Origin of the sequence: Corallincola platygyrae (assembly GCF_039544265.1) — a bacterium.
In the GTDB taxonomy this organism is placed as follows: domain Bacteria; phylum Pseudomonadota; class Gammaproteobacteria; order Enterobacterales; family Neiellaceae; genus Corallincola; species Corallincola platygyrae.
Genome location: NZ_BAABLI010000011.1, coordinates 110,593 through 132,480, shown reverse-complemented (window position 1 = coordinate 132,480; position 21,888 = coordinate 110,593). Strand labels below are relative to the sequence as shown.

The following is a 21,888-nucleotide window of genomic DNA, read 5'->3' as shown; positions in this document are numbered from 1 at the left end:
ATCATTTCTAACCTATCATTATATCTGTGACGGAACTGGCAAGACGCGGTTGCCGTCATTAGAATACCGTCACTTTATCTCCCCGGGACAAATAGTTATGCGAGTAAGCCTGCCTGATTTTGATACTGCCAGTGTGTTGGTTGTCGGCGATGTAATGCTGGACAGATACTGGCATGGACCCACGTCACGCATTTCTCCCGAAGCGCCTGTGCCAGTGGTTAAGGTTGAGCAGATCGAAGAGCGTGCTGGTGGTGCCGCCAACGTGGCACTAAACGTCGCAGCGCTCGGTGGTGATGCAGTGCTCATCGGAATGACAGGCCAGGATGAGGCTGCAGATGCTTTGGCTGGCAAGCTTCAAGGGGTGAATGTCGAGTGTGATTTTTACCGCTTACCTGACTTTCCTACCATTACCAAACTCCGGATCTTAAGCCGTCACCAGCAGCTTATTCGACTCGATTTTGAAGAAGGGTTTGGCGACGTCGATCCTGCGCCCATGCTGGCGCAAATGAAGGCGCAACTGGCCAATGCCAAAGTGGTGGTTCTCTCTGACTACGCCAAAGGGGCGTTGTCTGCGGTACAGCAGATGATCGCACTGGCCAAAGAAGCCGGCGTACCAGTTCTGGTTGACCCTAAAGGCTCCGATTTTGAGAAGTATCGCGGTGCGACTTTGATGACGCCAAACCTGGGCGAATTCGAAGCCATTGTCGGTAAGTGCAAGGACGAAGCGGAACTGGTCGAGCGTGGTCACGCGCTGCGCGAAAAGCTGGAGCTTGAAGCCTTGCTGGTCACTCGCGGCGAACATGGCATGACCCTGCTGCAAGCTGATGAGCCAGAGCTACATCTGCCAGCATTAGCGCAGGAGGTATTCGATGTCACGGGGGCGGGCGATACCGTCATTTCGGTACTGGCAGCCTCATTGGCAGCACAAAAATCTTTTGGTGAGGCCTGTGCCTTGGCAAACGCGGCCGCAGGTGTTGTGGTTGGCAAATTGGGTACTTCTACAGTCTCTACCATCGAACTGGCCAACGCCATTGGTGAACGTCAGGAAGGCGGCTTTGGTGCTGTCACTGAAGACCAGTTGCTTTATGCCGTAAAAGCCGCCAAAGCCCGCGGTGAAAAGATTGTGATGACCAATGGCTGTTTCGATATCCTTCACGCAGGCCACGTTGCTTACCTTAATCAAGCGGCCAAGCTGGGCGATCGTTTGATTGTCGCGGTAAATACCGATGAATCGGTGGCGCGTCTGAAAGGGCCCGGTCGTCCGGTAAATCCTACTGACCGTCGCGCATCCGTGTTAGCGGGTTTGGGCGCCGTGGATTGGGTGGTGCCTTTTGCTGAAGACACGCCTGCACGTCTGATTGGCGAAGTATTGCCGGATCTATTGGTAAAAGGCGGCGACTATCACCCAGACGAAATCGCTGGTGGTGAAGCGGTTCGCGCTAATGGTGGCGAGGTTAAAGTGCTTAACTTTGAGGACGGTTGTTCGACCACTGAGATTATCAATGCCATTCGTGGCAACTAGATCTTAATTTTTTGTGCTTACCGGGAGAGCTGACGGGTGCGCCTGATTTATTCATTACTGATCTATTTGGCGTTGCCGTTTGGCCTGTTTTGGCTGCACTGGCCAAAAGGTAGTAAACCGGCGGTGGGTAAGCGCTGGCCTGAACATCTGGGATTTGTGCCAGACGTTGAGGGCAATCCGGTTTGGTTTCACGCGGTGTCCGTGGGGGAGGTGATTGCCATTACCCCGCTGATTCAACGTTTGTTAGACACTAAACCTGATTTTCCAGTGATGGTCACCACTACCACACGAACCGGTGCCGATCGAGTGGAAGCGGCCTTCGGTGATCGTGTTATTCATCGTTATGCGCCATTTGACCTGCCCGGTGCAACCAAACGTTTTCTCGCTCGCACTCGCCCAAGACTTGCCGTTGTGATGGAAATGGAGCTATGGCCAAATACCTTAGCAGCATGTCGCCGAAAAGGTGTGCGAGCACTGCTTATCAATGCCCGAATGTCGGCTCAGTCACGCAAAGGCTACGGTCGTTTTAAATCACTGATTTCACCAATCCTTCAAACGTTCGAGCAGATCCAGGCTCAAACCCGAATGGATGCCGCGCGTCTTGTCGAACTCGGTGCGAAAAAAGATGTGGTTACGGTAACTGGCAGTCTTAAGTTTGATATCAAACTATCGGATGAGGCCCGCGAGGCGGGTTCTCAGCTAAGAACTGAACTAGGTAAAGACAGACCTGTATGGATAGCGGCCAGCACTCACCCCAATGAAGATGAGGCCGCACTCGAAGCGCATAAGCTCGTGCGTCAGGATTATCCAGATGCCGCACTGATTTTGGTGCCTCGTCATCCCGGGCGTTTTGATGATGTGATGGCCTTGTGTCAGCGCACCTGTGATAGTGCCGGTGATCTGCTGAATGGCGGGGTTAGACGTCGCAGCCTGCAGCCTGCAGATAACGATTGTGCTGTGTACTTGGCAGATACGATGGGCGAAATGATGATGTTGTTGAGCGCCTCGGATATTTGCTTTTTAGGCGGCAGTTTAATCCCCCATGGTGGCCATAACCTGCTTGAACCTGCGGCAGTGGGGATGCCCACACTGACCGGCCCTTCCGACTTCCACTTCGAAGAAATTACCCAATCGCTTGTTGATGCTGGTAACTGTCAGCGCATCGCCGACGGTGATGAGTTGGCGTTGAAACTGAAAGCATTATTCGGCAATAAGCCCTCCGTGTTAAAAGCCGCAGACGCAGGCCGGCAAGTTGTGTTGGAGAGCCAAGGCGCGTTGGAAAAAATGTTAGATGCTATTCTCGCGGCATACTCGCGCAGATAGTGTGCTGTGATGCCCTTGACGTTAACGTAAAGAAATCTTGTCAAAGCGTGAGATAGTCCAAAGATCTCAGATCCTTCCCTGAACTTGTATGACCAGTAGCCTAGTCTTACAGTAAGTCCACTGATCAAACCCGTGTCAAATGGGTGAGGCGGCATAATCTAATCTCTTTGATACTCGCTTGAAGCGTGGTTTTCCTGAAATGGTTGTGTTGCCACTTGTAGTACTTTGAGGAGGGTCGCAAATGAAAAGAATCGTGCTGGCGGTTTTGCTCTCGCTAATGAGTGTTTCCGCGTTGGCCGCGCCACGCCTGGTGCCCTGGTATGGTGCCCGCATCCATGAATGCCAGACCATGCTGGGTATGAAGAACCTGCAAGAGCTATCGTTTTCTTCAGTAGGTCGCACCTACGATAATATTCTCACTCGCTTGCAGGAGCAGGCTGTTCATCTCTCGAAGAAGAATGGTATCGCTTACGACACTGTGGCGTATAAAGAGCCGATTCTGGAAGGTCGTTATATGATCATCGAGGAATACGCGCTGCTGAAATGTGATTAGCAGTTTCTGCATATCTCGAGAGTAAGAAAGCCGCTGAAGCGGCTTTTTTTGTGTTCGCATTGTCACATAAAGTCGTTAATGATCATTCGCTGTAGCTTTTTGAGCGTTTCCAGTTTGTTAATCCTTGCGGACTCATAATTGAGTTTTTGATTGGCTACGGGATACTTCCCCCTCTATGTGCCCATAGCGGAGCCGAGGCTTAGCGTGAAGATGGGCATGGATGCCCATCTTAGGCTCGTTAAACAGGGATGTTTATCGAGCCGTTAGAAAAGGCGAAAGCGTGAGCGACGGACAAGCACATAGTTGGGGCGCGCGAGGGTTGTTAGGGAGTGAAGGCGTATTCACTCCCTAACTTGGGCGCGAAACGAATAGTTGATTCAGGAAACTTTGCTTTGTTGCGCCCGAACCCACATCAAGTAATAAGACTATCCATCGCTATTAAAAAAGCCGCTATTTGCGGCTTTTTTCTCTCAAGGGGCAGGAAGTGATCACTTCTCAGCGGGTTGTGAACCCTTTTCACTCAAGCTGAGTATCTTGGTGCGACTGATCCTATGACGGTAGATCTCCCGCAGATACCGGATCGTCTTCTTGATGTTTTCAGAGGAAAGACGGATATCGTTTATTGACTGGAACTTGTTATCGTCCCGAATCAACTCGCGGTACTTCTTCTCATACATAGGTTTAATGGCAAACCAGTTGGTATCCAGGATCTTGGCTGGGCTTTCGAAATGATTGACCAGCGCGTCTATCTTGGTTTCATCAAACTCTTCTGACTTGATCAGATCGATTAACACTTTATCCAAGGTGTCGTCGTAGCGATACTTGTCTTTAGCGAAACAGCGTTTGATATAGGAAACGATCAACGTGATAAAGTCGTCGCTCAGGCAAGGGCTCTTAGCTACCAGTGTGGTTAACGACAGGTTAGCCGAGGTCCCAATTACAAGCGCATAGCGTTTCAGCGTGGTGTTGGGGAACAGGGCGTTGAGGTGACTCTTAAGCCTGTTCAGTGCCACGTAGGAAAGCTTGAAGTCTTTTGGCAGCGATACGATGGATACCACGGACGAACAGTTCTTGAAGAAGTGCAGGTCGTTGAGGGCATTGGCATCGTAATTGCCGTTTTTGTATTTCTCCAGAGCGGTGCGGTAACGAGTCGACTCGATTGGCAGCAAGCTGATCCCTTCGATCGCCTGGGTGTCTTTGTTGAAGTGTGGCAGCTCGATTGAACGGTAGAATAGATCGTCGACATCGATACCGTGGTGTTTGTCACCAAACAGCGCCTCGTTATGAGGAACCACGCTTTCTGCGTAGCCAACTGCTACCGGGCCTGCGAGACTCATAAACAGATCGTTGGCATCGAGGCGAATGGTTTCGCCAATATCGATACCAGCACGACGGAAGTAGTTCTCGTCGTAGTCTGTGGTGACGGCTTGGGCGGTCAGGATGTTGAAGATCTGCTGAGAAATATACTGGTTGGCATATTTCTCCATCGAGTTGACGTCAATATCCTCAACTTTGCCATCGTCGGTCTCTTCGGCGTAGCGCATGATGTCATTGGATATCAGCATCATCGCATTCCACGGCCGGATGCGCTGCATCACGCTGGCTTCGCTTTCCGCTTCGTCTTCGTAGTTGTAGGAGAAGTCCCACTCTTCCGACAGGTACTTACATAGCAGGCGGCCGGCATTTATATGCAAGGCTTCAGACACGCTGACCTGTTGATTGGTGATATTTGGCAGAATGCAGATACCACTGGTGAAGATGGGCTCGAATACAAAGGAACGATGACGATCATCATCCAGCGATTCTGTGGGACGCACTTCGAACGTTTTACGCATATAGGCGTATTGTTGCGCCAGGCCAAATTCTGACGCCATACCTGAGCCGGTACCGCCGCCCGCACTGAAGATATAAAAGTAAAGTCTGCTTTGGTTTGCTTTGATGCCGCAGGAGTCAATCAGATAAGAGTGGATAAACTTCCAATCCTGATTGGTGAACTTCTCGGTATCTTTGTTCAAGATGATTTTCGCTAGATACTGGCCGAGGATCGGGGCATTACCTGCGCCGCCGGCATGGACCTCTGACAGGTCCATGATCTTCATCTTGGTGTAGTTTTCGAGGAACTTGCCATCTTCTGTTTGCGATGAATAACGAATACGGCCTGCGATATCTTTATCTAGATCACCGAGCATCACGATCGGTTCGATCAGGAAGATCGGTTTCAGGATATTGTCAGCATTGAGATGTAAGCGACGGCGGATCCAGCGCAGTGGCCGACCATCTTTCTCCTGACGTTGCCGCTCTTGGCTTTTGAATTCGTTCAGGTAGTAGGAGCGTGCCCGGTAAACCAGGGTAGCGACTTCCAGCGCAATATTAGAGCCACAACGGCCCAGTCCAATAAGACAGACCGAAGGAAAACTGTGGTTTGCTGCCGTTCTCTCCTGCTCTGACCCAGTTTGCGGATAGACATCGTCTCGTAGTGTATCCAGGTTGGCCAGGATCTTCTCTAACTCCCGCTCGGTGAAAAAATTATAGGGAGAAGGAGGTGGCACGGGCACCATCTCATCAGCGGTAATGACAACACGCTCAACCACTTCGGTTGATTCAATTGAGTCTATCTCTTTATCGCCTTTGCTACTGTTGGAGCTCATCGATACTCCCCTCACGAACAGATTATTGGGTTTAATCTATGACTCTACTGCAATCTCGTGTAAAAAAAATCGACATATGATCAAGTTTTCTATCTAGATTTCAATAAGTCAGCCATTTATCAAAGATCCCTTGATAAGACCCAGTTAACTATAGCAGGGCATAGCAGGAAGGCAGGCATAGAGAGCAGGCGCAGATAGCAGGAAAAAATGTAAGTATAGGTTAGGCGAGTTGTGGCTGCGATGCGACTTGGGTACAGTTTCGACCCGCGCCTTTCGCTTGATAGAGGGCGTCATCGGCGGCATGCATCAGAGCTGTTAGTGTCGAACAATCCGACTTCAAAGTGCTGACGCCCAGGCTGATAGTTACCTGGATCTTCTGTTTGTTCATATCAAGAGGATGGCATGCCACCGCATTACGCAGCCGCTCTGCCACTTCCAGTGCTTGCTTTTGGCCCGCCGCAGGCAGTACCACCAAAAACTCTTCGCCACCAACACGGCCTAATATATCTCCGGGGCGTAAAGAGCCAATGGTGACATCAGCGATCTGCTTAATCGCTTTATCGCCTGCTTGGTGACCATATGTGTCATTGATCCGCTTAAAGTGGTCAATATCAAATAGAATGACTGACAGGTTATCACCTCGATGTGCAGCGCGATCAATGATGCGCTCGGCCTGCTCCATGATATAACGGCGGTTTGCTACGCCAGTCAGAAAATCGGTTTGTGCTCTGTGTTGAAGCAGTCTGCGCGAGCGAATCAGGAAGAATAAAGCTGCCGATAGGCCCAGTGTGAACACGACAATCACAGTGATGGTCAGGTAGGCGATTTTGCGTTGATCCCGCTCGTTTGCCAGTGCCAGCCGATTGATTTCAACCTCTTTGGTCAATAGCTGGTTTTCAAATTGCGTCAGCTTTTCGGAGTGGCTGTGTGTTGCCCTTAGCGCAGCGTCATTAATAAAGTCGATCTTCTGCTTTCTCTCGCTGTCAGCAATGCTTAAGACTTTTAGCAGTGCTGTTTGACCATCCTGTATTTTGGCGGCAATGATTGCTTCGCAAAGCGCTTTCCAATATCCCAGGTCATCGCTGATATTGGGGTTAGCCAGGAAGGCTTCAGCCTGTTCATTGGCTTGCTCCCAGTCACCACTGCGCAGGTGGGTTTCAGCCAAAGTAGCATGGGTTAACCAGACAAAGAACTTTTCGGCGGTATCTTCTTGTCGAGCCAGTGCGACATTCAGTTGTTCCACTGCGGTGGATAGTTCTCTCTTAGCCAGTGCCGCTCTGCCCGCATTAAAGTAGGCAAAAAAGGTAAAGTCTGTGTGCTCAGGAGAGCGATTTGCCAGTGCGAACATCTCTTCGACATGTTTATCTGCCAACTCCCAGTCGCCAAGCTTAATTGCCGAGGCCACCAAGCCATGCAGCATACTGAGCATATCTATTTTGTCATCGACCGAAGCCCACTTTTGGTATGCCTTGAGCAGGTAGTGATAGGCTTCCGCATTGAGTTCAATTTTTTGATAGATTAGCGCGGTTGCGTTGTAGATCATTGCTATTCGGTTTGGTGTCAGTTCTGCATCATAGGCAATGGCAAGAGCTTCCTGCAGCAGCTTCAATCCAGACTCAAATTGCGCTCGGTTATTGTAACAAAACGCCAACTGGGTCAGGGCTTTTACCAAAGTATCCTGATCTTGGAGTTCGCGGGCATATTCAGCTGCCAGTACCCTGTCAGGGCAGTAAAAGCTTTTGTCATAGGTTTTGATGTAACGAACATAAGAGCGTTCGGTAAGCGCGTGTATCAGCGGTTGAGAAGCGCCGAGTGGTGTTAATATGCCAATGCCTCGGGAATAGTTCTCTTCTGCTTCTGCGAACTGACTAAGTTCTGTTTGGTGATCGGCGAGCTTGATATAAAAGCGCGCCTGCTCTAGCACTGACCATTTAGATAGGTCGCTACGATATCTCTCTAGAGTTTGCACCGATTCCGTATGACTAGTGCTTTTACTTAGTAGTTTTTCCAGCACCGAAAATGAGGAGTCTGCTGCATTTACCGGAAAGCAATAACTGGTTATTAGGCTGATCGAGAGCAGGATGACACATTTAAATGCAGACACGCGAATTGCCTAATAACTGCCGAAGGGGATTGTAAACGAGGCGTGATCTTAACAGATGCACGCCAGTGTAGGAAATTTGTGCGTTAGGACCGCTTTAGTTTTCTCCGATCTCTCACTTTACGGCGTTCGGTGTCGGTGCTTACCTGATAAAGCTCTTGCCTGGTACTGAAGTGATCTCGGCGGTCATTATTTGGATTTCGTCGATCGGTGAAGTGTTTGTATCGGCAGTTACATACCGATTGATCGCAGCCCGGAAGAGGGATTTTAGGTGCCTCGTGGCTTAAGAAGCGTTTATTTTGGAGCTTCTCCGCCTGGGAGCAGCAAATTAATCCATTTTCGATAGAAACAGCGTGAAAGTCTCCGTCGTCAGCATTGATGACGGTTTTGGTTTTTTGCCGATAACGCATTAAAAAGTATACGGAAGCGACGAGTACTAGTATCAGCAATCCTTTTGCCATGGTCACTCTCTGGAAAGTGGGTCAGTGATCCCTACTGCTTAAAGGGGCATGTTGTTGTTATTTTGACGATTTTATCCCTTTCAGCGTGATTGTAAAGTGAGCATTGGTAAGCTTGGCGGCCGGTAGGTTGATAGAGAACAGTTGATAGCAAAAAGCCACCTTGGCGGTGGCTTTTTTTACTAGGTACCCATGCAAAATTATGACGGACGCTGTAGACCTTTGTTGATGTCCTGCAGATCCTGCTCAGTCAGGTTACCAGCTGAGAATTTCAGCTGCAGTACGCTAAGGATGTATGAGTAACGCGCTTGAGACAGTTGGCGCTTAGCATCATAGAGGTTACGAGTCGCATCCAATACGTCAACGATGGTACGTGTACCCACCTCGAAGCCCGCTTCAGTAGCTTCCAACGCACTGACACGAGAGACAACCGTTTGCTCAAACGCGCGAATAGCACTGATTGAGGCAATCACGTTGTTGTAGTTGTTGATAGTGGAACGATTCACTTCACGATAGGTTTCGTTCATCTGTTCACTGGTCGCAACAAACGCGTGTTGTGCCTGGCGCTCTCTCGAACTGATGGCACCGCCAGTGTAGATTGGCACAGACACCTGGACGCCGATAGTGGTGTCGTCGTAACTATCAGGTCTGCCGCTATCAAAATCTGGCTCGACATTTGAGGTGTCATGTTGAGCAAACAGACTGAACGTTGGCATATGGCCAGCCGCTGCCAAATCAATGTTCTGCTTGGCGATATCGGTTGCTACTCGTGAAACAGCTAATGAAAGGTTCTGATCGGTTGCGATTTTTTGCCAGCCATCTGAAGACTCTGGTTGCGGTTTGGTCGGTGAGAACAACTCAGTATTCAACACGTCCAGATCGCGGTGGCTAAGGCCAGTCAGAACACGTAAACCTTCGTAGCTGTTTTCGAGGACGTTCAGCTGAACGATCTCATCCGCTACTGAACGGTCATATTCCGCTTGGGCTTCATGAACGTCGGTAATTGCTGTCAGACCAACAGCAAAACGCTGCTTGGTTTGCTCAAGTTGGCGTTCAATTGCACGTTTCTCTGCGGCGATAAACTCAACGTCGTCCATCGCTTGCAAAACGTCAAAATAGGCTTGTGAGACTCGCAGCATCAGGTTTTGAAGCTGTAAGTTGTAGTTCACATCTGCCTGGTGTGCGCTTTTTTCTGCTAAGTCCAGAGTGATCCAGCTTTCCTGGCGGTATATTTCCTGAGTCAATCCGACGGTGGCACTGGTGCCATCGCTTTCACGAAAATCCCTGTTACTACTGGTATCTGTATACTGACCAGTCACAGATATCTGTGGCAACAATGGTGCTCGTGCTTCGGTAATTGCTTCAAATGCTTCCTGACGCTGGGCTGCCGCGCGAAGGATCACAGGATCTGATTCCAGTGATTTCTCGTAGATCTGCCAGATATTGTCAGCCTGTGCAGCACAGGAGATTCCACCCAATGCCACGGCTACAGCAAAAGAAAGGGGCTTCTTGACCATTGTCTTCTGTCTTCCTTCAAGTCTAAAAAGAGTTGGCCCATCGGCAGAACGCCATATTGGGTCTTATGCTTATCAAAACGCAGTATATCCTTGAGATACCACATATTGTTTGTCTCAAGTGTAACAGAAATTTTTTAGCAGCGAAGTTGTTCACTTGTGATGAGATCAAGCCACGCTGATAATGGCTAAATCACGAACAAGTTTAGTTAAAGGATTGTCCATTGTCGGGATTAAGTTTTAATGCGCAGCGATTTGGCAAAAATGACGTTGAACTGATCGCCACTGAGACCCTATATCAAGGCTTTTTCTCAATGGTGAAGTACCGTTTGCGCCACCGCCTGTTTGCTGGCGGTTGGAGTGAACCTATGGATAGGGAAGTATTTGAACGCGGCCACGCGGTTGTGCTGCTGCCATATGACCCTGTCGCTGATACGGTTGTGATCCAGGAGCAGTTCCGAGTAGGAGCGTTGGCCACCTCTGAGCATCCTTGGTTATATGAACTGGTGGCGGGCATTGTTGAACAGGGAGAATCCAGCGAAGAGGTGGCTCATCGTGAAGCCGAAGAGGAGGCGGGGCTTAAACTGGGCCGATTGGAGCACCTGCATAGCTATCTAGCGAGCCCCGGTGGTACCACCGAAAGACTAGAAATCTATGTTGGTGAGATAGATAGTCACGGAGCGGGCGGTCTTCACGGCTTGGCCGACGAACATGAAGATATCAGGGTGCAGGTAGTGAGTCGAGAACAAGCCATCGACCTGCTTTCATCCGGGCAAGTTGATAATGCAGCGACGATCATTGCATTACAGTGGTTGCAGCTGCATGGTGACAATTTGCGTCAGCGCTGGACGAGCAAATAGCGATGAAAGAGATACGTCGCTATCAACCTGACCTTCCGGCATTTCTCAGATGTTGCGAACGCAACTATGTGACGCTGGGTCTGCTGGTAAAGCGACTGTGTCAACCAGGGGATAGACTGCATTGGGCGCTTGATTCGCACACCCAGGTAGAACTTTCTCTTATCGAAGAAACCAAGTATACCTGCACCGTTGGTCTTGAACAGAAAAGGGACGGTGCAGCCTCCTTTATGCTTCCTCATATGACCGTCAGGTTGTACCACGATGCTCGCGTTGCAGAAGTGTTAACTAGTCAGCAGATTTCCAGGCTCAAGCCAAGATATGATTATCCTAATAAAAATATGCTTCATAAAGACGAAAAAATCCAGGTTAATCAATTTCTTGCGGAATGGCTACAGCACAGTAAACGGTTTGGCTACAGCGCCGCAGATTTGATGCCATCGAGCTCAGTTTCAGGAAAAAGCGACTAAACCCAGTGGAAATGGTAAAAGTTGAGGTTACTCTGCCAGGCGGTCGGCAGTCTCCTCAACTACTTCAGATTACAGATACGCATCTATTTGGCAGCCCGGAAAAGGCGCTGCTGGGTGTTAATACACGTGACAGTTTTCACGCTGTGCTGGACCTTATTGCCGCGAACAATGAATCCGTAGACGCCTTCCTGGCAACTGGAGATATCTCTCAGGACGATTCAGAGCGCTCCTATGCCGCGTTTGCCCATGGCATGGCGCGTTTTCAGACACCTTGTTATTGGATCCCTGGAAACCATGATGATGCCTCTATCATGGCGACGGAGCTGAATAGCCCTACTTTACATTGCGCAAAACAGATCGTGTTTCCGCTGTGGCAGGTTTTGCTGCTGGATAGTCAGGTGAAGAAACATACCTATGGCTTCCTATCCGAACAGCAATTGAAGTTTGTTGAGAATGCGATAGCAGAGTATCCCGCCAAACACTGTTTGGTGATGCTTCATCACAACCCTGTACCCATGGAGTGTCGTTGGTTAGATCAACATAAACTCAAGAATGGTGAGCAATTCCTGTCATTGTTAGCTGGCAAACCCCAGGTCAGAGGCATTGTCTGGGGACATGTGCATCAGGAAATGGAACTAAAACAGCAAGGGTTAAAGCTGATCTCTACCCCGTCAACCTGCATTCAGTTTAAGCCCAAGTGCGACCAGTTCACTCTGGATACGCTGGCGCCCGGATACCGCAAACTTACTTTGCTAGATAACGGTGATATCGAAACTCAGGTGCACAGACTAAAGAAAAACCCATTCGCTCCCAATATGGAAAGCAAAGGGTATTAATGCCTAATCTGCTTTATCTGCACGGTTTTAACAGCTCTTCCCGCTCAGCTAAAGCAGAGGTTCTGCGGGACTATCTGAACGACCAACGGCCTGATTGGCAGCTGATTGCCCCCCAGCTCTCCAGTACGCCTGCCGCGTGCTGGGCACAACTGACTCGATTGGTCGCCGAACAAAAAATTCGTGCCTGTGTTGGCAGTTCGCTCGGCGGTTTTTTTGCGACTCTGTTGTCTGAAAAAGTGGCGATTCCCAGCGTTTTGGTCAATCCTGCGGTGACACCAGCCATGCTATTAAGCCAGGCGCTCGGCGAACACACCAACCCATATACGGGCGAAACATATATCCTGAATCAGACACATATCGAGGAGTTGGTCCAGTTACAGCCCTCCAGTATCTCTGTTGAGCGATATCTTGTACTGATGACATCAGGAGACGAGGTGTTGGATTATCGGCAGGCAGAGAACTTCTATCGTGGCGCCAGGCAGTGTGTCGTTCCGGGAGGAGACCACCTATTCACCATGTTTGAGCAATATTTGCCCGAGATGTTTTCATTTTATGACCTGTACCACGCAGATGAGCAAACCGATACTGGCTGATGATTGACATCTATTGACCCCATCGCCACCATTATCCGCCTTAAGCAGATGAACCCCATTAAAGCCAGAACAGATAAGAGCCAGACAGATGAGTGACCAGCAATATACCGCCGATGCGATTGAAGTGCTCAGTGGGTTAGAGCCCGTTCAACGTAGACCAGGTATGTATACGGATACGACCCGGCCTAACCACTTGGGCCAGGAAGTCATCGACAATAGTGTGGACGAAGCACTGGCTGGTTTTGCAACGCAGGTCCAGGTGATATTGCACCCTGATCAATCGTTGGAAGTGATCGACGATGGTCGCGGGATGCCGGTGGACATTCACCCCGAGGAAGGCGTGAGTGGTGTTGAACTGATCCTTTGTCGTCTGCATGCTGGCGGTAAGTTCTCAAACAGCAACTATCAGTTTTCTGGCGGTTTGCACGGGGTAGGCATCTCGGTCGTTAACGCGCTATCTACCCGAGTGGAAGTGGCGGTACGTCGAGATGGCCAAATGCATGAAATTGCATTCGAGAATGGCGCCAAGGTTAAAGAGCTGGAAGTCACTGGTACGGTTGGTAAGCGCAATACCGGCACTCGAGTACAGTTTTGGCCTGATCCCAGCTACTTCGACAGTTTTAAATTCTCAGTCTCTAAGCTGAAGCACAATCTGAAAGCGAAAGCAGTTCTTTGTCCCGGCCTGCGAATTAAGCTGAATGACAAGGTCAATGGCGAAATAGTTGAGTGGCATTATGAAGATGGTTTGCGTGATTATCTTCGTGAGAGTGTCAAAGCCTTTCCATCTCTGCCTGAAAACCCATTTACCGGCGAGTTCCGCTCAGAACATGAAGAGGTGGACTGGGCTGTTACCTGGCTGCCTGAAGGTGGCGAAAATATTGGCGAAAGTTACGTCAACCTGATTCCAACTGCACAGGGCGGAACCCACGTAAATGGTTTGCGTAACGGGTTGCTTGAATCGATGCGAGAGTTCTGTGAGTTCCGCAACCTGCTGCCACGGGGCGTCAAACTCACTCCAGATGATATCTGGGATCGCTGTAGCTATATCCTATCCGTAAAAATGCAGGATCCACAGTTTGCCGGTCAAACTAAAGAAAGACTGTCTTCGCGGCAGTGTGCGGCTTTTGTTTCCGGTGTGGTCAAAGACTCGTTCAGTCTCTGGCTCAACGAGCATACGGACATTGCGGAGCTGTTGGCAGATGTGTGTATTAGCAGTGCCCAGCGGCGCATGCGTGCGGCTAAAAAGGTGGTCCGCAAAAAGGTCACGTCAGGCCCACAACTACCGGGCAAACTCACCGATTGTGCATCGGATGATCCGGCCCAGAGTGAGCTGTTCCTGGTGGAAGGGGACTCGGCAGGTGGATCTGCCAAACAAGCCAGGGATCGAGAATTTCAGGCGGTAATGCCATTGCGCGGTAAGATCCTGAATACGTGGGAAGTGGACAGTGGCCAGATCCTGGCGTCTCAAGAGGTTCACGATATTTCAGTGGCTATCGGCATGGACCCAGATTCTGTCGATACCTCAGGTCTGCGCTACGGCAAGATTTGTATTCTTGCCGATGCAGACTCTGATGGGTTGCACATCGCCACGCTTTTATGCGCGCTATTCCTGCGTCACTTCCGTCATCTGGTTCAGGAAGGGCATATTTACGTCGCCATGCCGCCGTTGTACCGGGTTGATGTTGGCAAAGAGGTTTACTACGCATTGGATGAGCCTGAGAAGCAGGGCATTTTGGATCGCATCGAAGCAGAAAAAAAACGCGGTAAGATCCAGGTGACGCGATTCAAAGGTTTGGGTGAGATGAACCCGCTTCAGCTTCGTGAAACAACCATGGATCCTAACACTCGCCGCTTGGTACAGCTGACCGTCGATGATGCCGATCAGACGCTGGCAGTAATGGATATGTTGCTGGCGAAGAAGCGTTCTTCAGACCGCAAAGAGTGGCTTGAACTCAAAGGTGACCGCGTAGAGCTTTAGACCTAGTGTAAACAGAGATGGATTTTTATTGTTAGGGCTAATAATTACGCAGGCTTGACTATACTGTGATTATTGGCCGCCGGAGGGATCAAGGAGCGTCCCGTTGCAACAGAAAAGGTTTGAACGAGCATCACTCGCCGCCAGGTTAGGGTGTGACTGTGAGCTGAAGGCATTGCTTAACAGCCTTCCTGGCGTAATTTGTTGCCGTAAGCTTGATAGTGCCCTGTCATTCTCCTTTGTCTCATCGGCAATGCATTCCCTCGTCGGATACCGCTCTGACGAGCTTGTTAATCACCACGCCCGCAGTTTTGATTCACTTCTTCACCCGCAGGAATCTCTAGCTAAACTGCGCCAGAGCATGCTGCAACAGATCCATCAAAAGCAGGCCTACACCCTTCAATACCGCGTATTTCACCGTGATGGCTCTTTAATCTGGTTGTGGGAGTCCGGTCGTGTCGCCAGTAACAACCGGGGCCAGCATGCGAGTGTTGAGTCGATACTGATTGACGTGACTGAGTTACACAAGCATCAGTTACAGCTTGAGTCTACGTTAAATCGGCAGAGCCGAGAATTGCACCAAAGCAAACTGAGATTGGCCGAGTTGGAAGACGAAGTTCGTCATGACGAGGTGCGCCTGAACCAAACCTACACCCGGTTACAACGCCAGGGGGCAAGCCTCAGCCAGTTGTCATTGGACTGTGCTTTGGCCGACAACATGGAAGCGTTGGCGGGACAAGTGTGTGGCACTGTTAGATCGGTTTTAGGCTGCAGCGGTGCCAGTATCTGGGTATTTGAAAGTGGCAAGCAGCTGATGCGCAATATCACGCCAGCTTATTCAGATACACAAACCAAACCCGGAAAAGTTGGACAGCTCAACAGGCATTCGTTTGGCCGGTTGTTTTCTGCCGTTGAGACAGGTATTGCGTTTGCCTCGCCAGATGTTGAAAAGGATTCCCGCGCCTCTGAACTAATACAACTTGGACGGTTGATGTCGCTCAAGTCCGTTATGCTGGTGCCGTTTCAACTTCATAAGCAGAGCTTCGGCATGATGCTGGTTGAGCAAGCTGACCTGGTCAGAAACTGGCAGGTTGATGAGCTTAACTTTGCTATTGCAGCTGGCCTGGCAATGACAACGCGTATGATTGAACTGGAGTCGGATGCCATTCGTCAACGGCTTCATAGCCTTGCATATTTTGACGGCCTGACTCAACTCGAGAACAGACAGTTGTTTAACGAACAGCTGAAAGACTCATTAGCGAGAATCAACCGGGATGGCATGGGCGTGGCTCTACTGTTTATCGACTTGAATGACTTCAAGACGGTCAATGATAAACATGGCCATGCGGCGGGCGACGCGTTGCTCAAGCAGGTTGCCTATCGCTTAAAGAACATGCTGCGAAAAACAGATCACGCTGCGCGCATTGGTGGCGATGAGTTTGTTGTATTACTCCATAACGTCAATGAGCAAGTATATGCCGCGGCTATTGCCGAAAAGCTGCTGAATGGATTAGTTAAGCCCTACACCATGGATGATCAGTGCGTAGAGATAGGTGCCAGCATAGGCATTGCGATGGCGCCAGAAGATGGTGTTCAGGTGGATGAACTGATGCATTTGGCGGACAAAGCGATGTATCGAGCCAAGGGCGCTGGTGTGAGCAGCTATCAGTTTGCTGACCCAACCAAGTCAGTCGATGCAAAAAGCGAGTTTACATTGTTGGCGGAGTTGAAAGAGTCCCTGGCTTTGGAGCAGATGGAGCTGGTGTATCTCCCGCAGATTCGATTGAGAGATGGTAAGATCCAAGGAGCTGAAGCGCTGCTGAGGTGGCGGCATCCAAGGCTTGGCGTTCTGCCGCCTGCCATGTTTATCGAGTTGGCTGAAAGAAACAAACTGCTTAAGCCCATCGGAGACTGGGTTTGTCGACAGGTCGTTGAAGACGCACATGCGCTCTCGCAACACGGTAAAGATATCGAGCTGTCGTTCAACATGTCGAACTCGCAGATGGATGATGCCGGTTTGGTTGGTAGGCTCAAAAGTTTGATTGAAGGGCAGGGAATTCCTAAAGGTAAACTGCGCATTGAATTAAAAGAGTCCACGCTGCTTCAGCATGAACAGGAAATTGAAGCGCTGCTGACCAGATTGCATCAGTTAGGTGTTGGCCTCACCATCGACAATTTTGGAGCCGGCCCGTGCGCCTTGGAGACGTTATCACGGGTGCCAGTTGATTTACTTAAGATAGACCAACGGCTGCTTCGAGATACCGAAAGTGATCCCGCCCGTCGCCAATTGGCGTCAACCCTGATCTCCCTTGGTAGTATGCTGGGGAAATCTGTCGTTGCTGAGGGGATCGAAACTCAGGGGCAGGCAAATTTCCTTGATGAAAACGAGTGCGAATTTGCCCAAGGGTTTTATTACTATCGACCTATGGGTTTTGATACGCTGACCAAGGTGCTTCATTAATCTCTAAAGTAGATTCTTTGACCTGACGGGATGATCCTGACGGGGAAAGAGATTACATTTGGAGCTTCTCAGTAATTTAGCAAGCGAACTAGATCGTGAATAAATGGCTAACACAATGGAGTGTGATGCTGCTGGCGATGCTGATGTCAGGCATGGTTGCGGCGAAAGATGATGCTGAATGGGATCGTTTGGAAGATCTGGTATACCGCTCCCCCCCAGATGCTGTAAGAGAGTTAAGCACTGCGCTGAATGAACGTCAGCATGATGCCGAGTCTTTTGCCTTTCTCAGTGCCTTACTTACTGACGCATACAGTGGCCTCCGTAACTGGGAAGAGGCTGAGCGAGTTGCAAGACTGGCATTGGCCAGGTTACCCGATACGCCTTCAGAGGCCCGAGCACACCTGATGACAGGGCTGGCGTACACCCTGCTTTCACGTAGTCAGTACACCGAAGCAAGAGAGCTATACGGTAGTGCAATAGCCTATGCCGAAATGGCGGGGGATGCTGATTTAGGTGCCGAAGCGCACATGGGTATGGCTAACCTGTTGTCTACTCTGGAACAGAATGAAGGGGCGCTGAAGCATATTAGAATCGCCCACGATTTTGCCTTGCTGAGTGAAGAAACTCGCCTACTAGGTGCCGTTGTCAACGAGATGGCAACCATATACAGCTACATGGGCCGACACCAAACCGCCATTAAGTATTACGGTGAAGCCTATGACTTAGCCGCGCAGCATGGTGACCCTGTTGAGATTGCCGTCAGCCTCTACAATCTAGCCAGTGCTTATCAAGCTGATGAGCAATATCAGAATGCTATTGCCAGTTTTGAGCAGTCCTATGAGGCAGCACAAAAGATGGGACTGAGAGAGGATATGGCCTATGCGCAAATGGGGCTTGCCAATGGATGGTTGGCGCTACAGCGTTTTAGTCGTGCAGAACGCGCCTTTCTGAAAGCGGAAAGAATGGTTGCTGATACTGCTGATCCTGGATTTGCTGTTCAGCTCTATATGACGGGAGCTGAAATTAGTCTGGGCTTGGATAAAGTGTCTGAAGCCGCCGTCACCATTAAAAAAGCTGTCGAGATTCTGGAGGTCAATCCAGACCTGGAAAAAACCTGGATGAAGCAGCAATCGCTGCGCCTGCAGGCCAGCGTGCTGGCGGCGCAGGGTGAATATAATGAAGCTTATTTCAGGCTTAATCGCCATGTCGATCAGTTGGTTGAGTTCTATCACACTGAACAGCGAGATCGAGAAGCATTGCTCAGAGTTGCATTCGATGTTGACCGTCATGCACTTGAAAATCAGATGTTGGAGCAGGAGAGTGCGTTAAGGCAGATGCAGCTAGAGCAGAGCCAATCGGCACAGCATCGCTGGTTTGTTTGGAGCAGTGTGCTTGGTCTGATGTCACTGGCCTTGGCTGCATCGCTCTACTGGCAATGGCGTGCGTATAGGAAGTTGCAGTTGGTGACAAATACCGATCCCCTGACTTCTTTGTATAACCGCCTGTATATGGTTGGTGCTATAGAGAAAATGCTGCATCCACGGGGAATAAGATTACCCTCAGCTTTCAGTGTCATGATGTTTGAAATACGAGGATTTGGCCTGTTAACCGAGCAGGGAAAACATCAATTTGGTGAAGACCTGTTGGTACAGCTGTCCGTTTCCGCGTCTCAAGTATTGCGCGGAAATGATGTACTTGGACGCTTGGGAGGCGAGCGTTTTGTTGTGCTGTTACCGGACACAGACGATAGGCGTGCCTGGCGAGCTTGTGATCGTATGGAAGATGCGATTAATCAGGTACTTCAGCATAATTTGCCATCCTCTCAAGGCCTTGGATGTCGTTTTGGAGTGGCGACCTATACTGGCGATGACCTGAAAGCAGAGCAATTGCTTGAACGAGCGCAACAAGCAATGTTAACGGCATCATCTGAGCGTGAACAGACCACTTCAGAGCAGATTGACCCGCTAATATCTGGTCCTGTTTAAAACAGCTTGGTGTGACATGAATCTGCTTAGGGCAACTTAGTTGCCAAGGTAAGGAGATCCATATCAAGCTGTGCTTAATTAGCTTTTGCATCACTCAAGAGCCTGTGGATAATCAGCTGAATTGCTGATAGTTACGCGTTATTTGGACCCCGTAGTAGTGAAGTGGGCATTTAATTTCAGGCTTGGACTGAGTTGGAAAATCGTTGGGTTACTGGGATTTCTTATCCTGGTGCTCTTTGCTACGTATGCCTACCTGAATCACCGCAACCTCAATAACTACTTCGCCCTAGAGCGTCAAAATCAAAGCCAACTCAGAAACGCTCAGCTTGAAGGCATGCTGGCCAGCATGCTGGAGCAACTTCAGGTTCTCAGTCAGAACCGCTTAAGCCAAGTGGGTCTGAATGGCTCTGATGAAGGGCCACTGACAGACGAAAGCTATCAGGCCATGTCCAGCTTTTGGAGTGGCCTGCGTAACAACCTGGGCTATTCGGTTGATAGTCTGATGTTGTTTGACAGCCGCGCTCGTTTTCTGGATAGCTGGGGATATCAGACACTTCCTCTAGACAAACTCTCCCAAGACATGCTGTTTACACCAACAGCAAAGAATTACCTGCACTGCAGTAAAGAGTGTTATCTGGTGGCGGTTGTGCCATATCGATTCTCATCTGGACTCGCCGTGGTTCAGCGCTATAGCCTGGTGTATGTCATCAAGTTTAATCAGTTGATGCCCGTTATGGAGACTAAATTAGGCTCCATGCTGTTTACCGTCAGGGCGGATAAGGATTCGTTTGAACTACTGGAAGCGGCCTACAAGAAACGTGGAGCGCTGAAAGAACTGCTTAACCAATGGCATCCAAGCCAGTTGGCGCTCGAACCTGTGATGGTAGAGATGGATGACAGAGCACTTGAGATGCGCCTATCTTCTTTGCCGCTGGCGGTGACCAATCAAGAGTCTTTCTACATCGGCTCGTTGGTGGATATCGATGGCACCATGAAAGCGGTACAAAATGCCCAGCGCAATAACCTGCTGTTCAGCGTAGGTTCACTGGTTCTTTTGCTCGGTTCTTTGCTCGTGGTTCTAAAAGGCCCTCTGTTTCGCGTTCGAAAAGTCATTGGCCTGCTGCCACTGCTTGCCCAGTCTCGTTATCGTGATGTTCATAATGAGATCTCCACACTACCCAAAATGCGTTTTTCTGATGAAACGGATGACTTGGCCAATGCGACTTACCAGCTGGCAGACCAGTTGGAAAATATGGAGAAGGAGCTGACTCACCGAGCTGAAGAGCTGGAATGGCTGGCCTCCCATGATTCCCTGACCCGCCTGATCAACCGTCGTCAATTCGAAATCCTGTTGCGTCAGCAGCTGATGAAACATGAACGAGGTTGCCTGTTCTTTATCGATCTGGATAACTTCAAATACATTAACGATTACAGTGGTCACAATGTTGGAGACCGTATGCTGCGCGCCGTTTCTGGTGCATTAGAGCAGGTATTGTCTCCGAATGTTCTGTGTGCGCGATTTGGTGGCGATGAGTTTGCCTTCTACCTACCGGGCGTTGATACCGAACTGGCAGAAATGGTGGCCGCTCGTGTGGTTCGTGTCGTTTCGCAACTGCGGATTGGTGGTAAAGAACAGCTGCACTCAGCCTCCGCCAGTATTGGTATCGTGGCGTATCCAGAGCAGGGCGACTCCCTGGATGAACTATTAGCTCACGCTGACCTGGCTATGTACCAAGCGAAACAACAGGGTAAAAACTGCTATAGCCTGTATCAGCGTGAATCGATAAAAGACGATAAACGTCAGCGCGGTTATTGGTTGGAGCAAGCCCGCCGTGCGGTTGATCAGGAACGACTTCAGTTGGTGTTCCAGCCTATCCAAGAGATGTCCGACGGCAGCACCAGTCATTATGAAGTGCTGCTTCGTTTCCAGGATGAAAGTAACCGTTTGGTGTCTGCCTACCCATTGATTGTGGCGGCAGAAGAGGGTGGCTACATCTCTCGCATCGATTTGTTTGTTATCGAAAATGCTGTGCAGACTTTGCTTGGCCTGCCTGCGTCACAGCAGCATGTCAGTCTGTCGATCAACCTGTCTGGGCGTTCATTTGCCGATCAGCGGGTGATGCGGCAAATCGAAAAGATCCTGACCGCATCGCGTGTTGATTGTCGCCGCCTGATCTTCGAAATCACTGAGACTGCTGCCCTTAATAATCTCACCCTGGCGTGTGAAGCCATTGCAAGACTCAAGGCGCTTGGATGTCGTTTTGCACTGGATGACTTTGGTGTCGGGTTTTCGTCTTTCCATACCCTAAAAGAGCTTCCCGTCGACTTTATTAAGATTGATGGTTCGTTCGTTCGAGAGTTACTTAACAAACCGTCTGATCGCGTATTTGTTAAAGCCCTTGTTGAGATCGCTGGGCACTTTGGGTATCAAACCATTGCCGAATACGTAGAAAATGCCGCTCTCTATGAAGTGCTTAAAGAGTTGGGGATCGATTACGGGCAGGGCTATTTCATTGGAAAACCCGGCCCCATGCTTCATTCTGTTCAGCCTGCACTTGTCGAAGTGACTGCAAGTTAGACATAAGTTGGCGA

Annotated in this window: 14 protein-coding genes; 11 read left to right on the top strand and 3 right to left on the bottom strand. The window is 49.8% G+C overall.

Annotation, left to right across the window (positions count from 1 at the left end; genetic code table 11):
- The first annotated feature begins 97 nt into the window (after window positions 1-97).
- The 3 genes from hldE (at window position 98) to ABEA14_RS09700 (ending at window position 3,398) form a co-directional block, all read left to right on the top strand.
- Entirely contained in the window at window positions 98-1,522 is a 1,425-nt protein-coding gene (gene hldE / locus ABEA14_RS09710; RefSeq protein ID WP_345339769.1) for a bifunctional D-glycero-beta-D-manno-heptose-7-phosphate kinase/D-glycero-beta-D-manno-heptose 1-phosphate adenylyltransferase HldE, read from the top strand.
- 36 nt (window positions 1,523-1,558) lie between these two features.
- Window positions 1,559-2,845 (top strand): lipid IV(A) 3-deoxy-D-manno-octulosonic acid transferase, encoded by a 1,287-nt coding sequence (gene waaA, locus ABEA14_RS09705; protein ID WP_345339768.1) that lies wholly within the window; start codon window positions 1,559-1,561, stop codon window positions 2,843-2,845.
- A 241-nt stretch (window positions 2,846-3,086) separates the two neighbouring features.
- Entirely contained in the window at window positions 3,087-3,398 is a 312-nt protein-coding gene (locus tag ABEA14_RS09700; RefSeq protein ID WP_345339767.1) for a hypothetical protein, read from the top strand.
- Window positions 3,399-3,886: 488 nt separating this feature from the next.
- On the opposite strand, the gene ABEA14_RS09695 is transcribed toward ABEA14_RS09700, so the two are convergent.
- From ABEA14_RS09695 to tolC, 3 genes are all read right to left on the bottom strand, one after another.
- The gene (locus ABEA14_RS09695) at window positions 3,887-6,046 is read right to left on the bottom strand and encodes a hypothetical protein (protein WP_345339765.1); all 2,160 of its coding nucleotides are present in this window, start codon (window positions 6,044-6,046) and stop codon (window positions 3,887-3,889) included.
- A 220-nt stretch (window positions 6,047-6,266) separates the two neighbouring features.
- Entirely contained in the window at window positions 6,267-8,150 is a 1,884-nt protein-coding gene (locus tag ABEA14_RS09690; protein ID WP_345339764.1) for a tetratricopeptide repeat-containing diguanylate cyclase, read from the bottom strand.
- 655 nt (window positions 8,151-8,805) lie between these two features.
- Window positions 8,806-10,122: an outer membrane channel protein TolC gene (gene tolC, locus ABEA14_RS09685; protein ID WP_345339763.1), complete on the bottom strand. Its 1,317-nt coding sequence runs from the start codon at window positions 10,120-10,122 to the stop codon at window positions 8,806-8,808.
- 221 nt (window positions 10,123-10,343) lie between these two features.
- Here tolC and nudF point away from each other — a divergent pair, with 221 nt between their 5' ends.
- The 8 genes from nudF (at window position 10,344) to ABEA14_RS09645 (ending at window position 21,874) form a co-directional block, all read left to right on the top strand.
- Window positions 10,344-10,979, top strand: a complete 636-nt coding sequence (nudF, locus tag ABEA14_RS09680; protein WP_345339762.1) for an ADP-ribose diphosphatase — start codon at window positions 10,344-10,346, stop codon at window positions 10,977-10,979.
- A 2-nt stretch (window positions 10,980-10,981) separates the two neighbouring features.
- A complete protein-coding gene (locus ABEA14_RS09675) occupies window positions 10,982-11,446 on the top strand; it encodes a DUF1249 domain-containing protein (RefSeq protein ID WP_345339761.1) in 465 nt (154 codons plus the stop codon).
- 11 nt (window positions 11,447-11,457) lie between these two features.
- Window positions 11,458-12,282, top strand: a complete 825-nt coding sequence (gene cpdA, locus ABEA14_RS09670; RefSeq protein WP_345339827.1) for a 3',5'-cyclic-AMP phosphodiesterase — start codon at window positions 11,458-11,460, stop codon at window positions 12,280-12,282.
- Window positions 12,282-12,875, top strand: coding sequence for a YqiA/YcfP family alpha/beta fold hydrolase (locus tag ABEA14_RS09665; protein WP_345339760.1), 594 nt, complete (start codon window positions 12,282-12,284; stop codon window positions 12,873-12,875). The genes cpdA and ABEA14_RS09665 overlap by 1 nt, the downstream gene beginning before the upstream one ends.
- 88 nt (window positions 12,876-12,963) lie before the next feature.
- Complete coding sequence (parE, locus tag ABEA14_RS09660; RefSeq protein WP_345339759.1) at window positions 12,964-14,853, top strand: DNA topoisomerase IV subunit B; 1,890 nt, start codon at window positions 12,964-12,966, stop codon at window positions 14,851-14,853.
- Window positions 14,854-14,956: 103 nt separating this feature from the next.
- Window positions 14,957-17,311 (top strand): bifunctional diguanylate cyclase/phosphodiesterase, encoded by a 2,355-nt coding sequence (locus ABEA14_RS09655; RefSeq protein WP_345339758.1) that lies wholly within the window; start codon window positions 14,957-14,959, stop codon window positions 17,309-17,311.
- 95 nt (window positions 17,312-17,406) lie between these two features.
- Entirely contained in the window at window positions 17,407-19,296 is a 1,890-nt protein-coding gene (locus tag ABEA14_RS09650; protein WP_345339757.1) for a tetratricopeptide repeat-containing diguanylate cyclase, read from the top strand.
- Window positions 19,297-19,417: 121 nt separating this feature from the next.
- Window positions 19,418-21,874 (top strand): putative bifunctional diguanylate cyclase/phosphodiesterase, encoded by a 2,457-nt coding sequence (locus ABEA14_RS09645; protein WP_345339756.1) that lies wholly within the window; start codon window positions 19,418-19,420, stop codon window positions 21,872-21,874.
- Window positions 21,875-21,888: the final 14 nt, after the last annotated feature.